At 48.5% G+C, this 1,119-nt stretch carries 1 protein-coding gene and 1 pseudogene; both read left to right on the top strand.

The features are described 5' to 3' along the window. On the top strand, window positions 1-481 hold a 481-nt coding region (locus tag M595_RS27770), incomplete at its 5' end, for a substrate-binding domain-containing protein (protein ID WP_023066754.1). Window positions 482-531: 50 nt separating this feature from the next. Continuing rightward, a pseudogene (locus M595_RS27765) lies at window positions 532-1,119 on the top strand (hypothetical protein); the annotation flags it as partial.

Below are 1,119 nucleotides of genomic sequence, written 5' to 3'. Positions count from 1 at the left end.
CCTCGCCAGTTACACCCAAGTTCCTTGGTCAGAACTGGTTCTTTATCCGCAAGTGGTGTTCAAAGACGGTTATGGAATGCAGCGTTGGGTCTTAGAAAAATTTAATCAAACCCAAGCCCAACTCAAAGCAGTTCTCGAACTCAACACCCTAGATGGGTTTCGAGGAGTCGTCCGTCAGGGAGAATTAGTGGCTTTACTCCCCCGTTCAGCCTTAATTGAATCTCAAACTGACTCGACTTTAGCCATTCGTCCAATTGGTGTCGCAGAGGTCAACCCAACAAACACCAAAAAACCCAACGATTTATCCCCATCCGCCTGTGATCGGGCTTGGAGTCGGGAAGTCGTTATGGTCGCCACTTCGGATCGAATGCAAATTCCCCCGATAGAATATTTCTGGAAATTAGTCCAAGAGTTTATTCCGCCAACTTGTGATCCCGTTCTCGAAAAAGTTGGCAAAATAACTGCCGAAAGTCCCTCTTAAACCAGATATGCTAGAGACTTCCTAGTTGTTTTCACCTCTAAACAGATGTAATGAGCGATCGCTTTCGAGACTTACTTCGTAAAATTGGCAGTGGCCCTCATACCGGCGAAAATCTCAATCGCACCGAGGCCGCAGATGCGATGAAAATGATGCTATTACAGGAAGCAACTCCTGCCCAAATTGGCGCATTTTTAATAGCCCACCGCATCAAACGACCCACCAGCGAAGAATTAGCCGGAATGTTAGATGGCTGCGATCAATTCGCGTCCAAACTTCAACCGCTCTCGACCCCTCCCTTACTCTTGAATTGTCCCTACGATGGGCGCTCCCGTACCGCTCCTGTTACTCCTTTAACCGCGTTAATTGTGGCAACAGCAGGCGTTCCGGTGATATTACACGGGGGGGATACCATGCCAACCAAAGAAGGGATTACCCTAACTGAAATTTGGCAACGGTTGGGAGTGGACTGGACAACGCTAACCTTTGAACAGGTTCAACAGGTTCTAGAGACGACTCATTTAGGGTTTGTCTATCTTCCCGCTCATTTTCCCGAGGCAGCCGCTTTGGTTCCCTATCGTCGGGAAATTGGCAAACGTCCGCCTCTGGCAACGATGGAATTGATGTGGTGTCCCTATGCA

The sequence above is a fragment of the Lyngbya aestuarii BL J genome, assembly GCF_000478195.2.
GTDB lineage: Bacteria > Cyanobacteriota > Cyanobacteriia > Cyanobacteriales > Microcoleaceae > Capilliphycus > Capilliphycus aestuarii.
Note: the sequence above shows the minus strand (reverse complement) of the source record. Positions and strands in the feature narration are given on the sequence as shown.